Raw genomic sequence first — 277 nt, forward strand, 5'->3', positions numbered from 1 at the left:
GTTGTCGGCTATGGCCTTCGGAAATTCAACTGACCTTGACGAGACCGGAGCGGCCGACGACGCAGTTACGGCCGCTCTTCTTTGCCTGGTAGAGCCGGTCGTCGGCGGCGGAGAGAACCGTCGTGAAGCTGACGCCGTCTTCGTCGGCCGTCGCAACGCCGATACTGACGGTCACCGGCTTGCCATCGGGCGTCTTGACGCTGGTGGCGATCGTCCAGCGGAGACGTTCGGCGACCAGCAGGCCTTCCTCCTGATCGGTTCCCGGGCAGATGGCGAC

The 277-nt window shown here is 64.6% G+C and carries 1 protein-coding gene; it reads right to left on the reverse strand.

Annotated features, from left to right (window positions below):
* Positions 1 to 25 precede the first annotated feature (25 nt).
* Positions 26 to 277: GGDEF domain-containing protein (locus SB724_RS19920; RefSeq protein ID WP_410572546.1), on the reverse strand; the 252-nt coding region annotated here is incomplete at its 5' end.

Source organism: Bacillus sp. SIMBA_031 (assembly GCF_046535225.1).
Lineage (GTDB): Bacteria > Bacillota > Bacilli > Bacillales > Bacillaceae > Bacillus > Bacillus velezensis.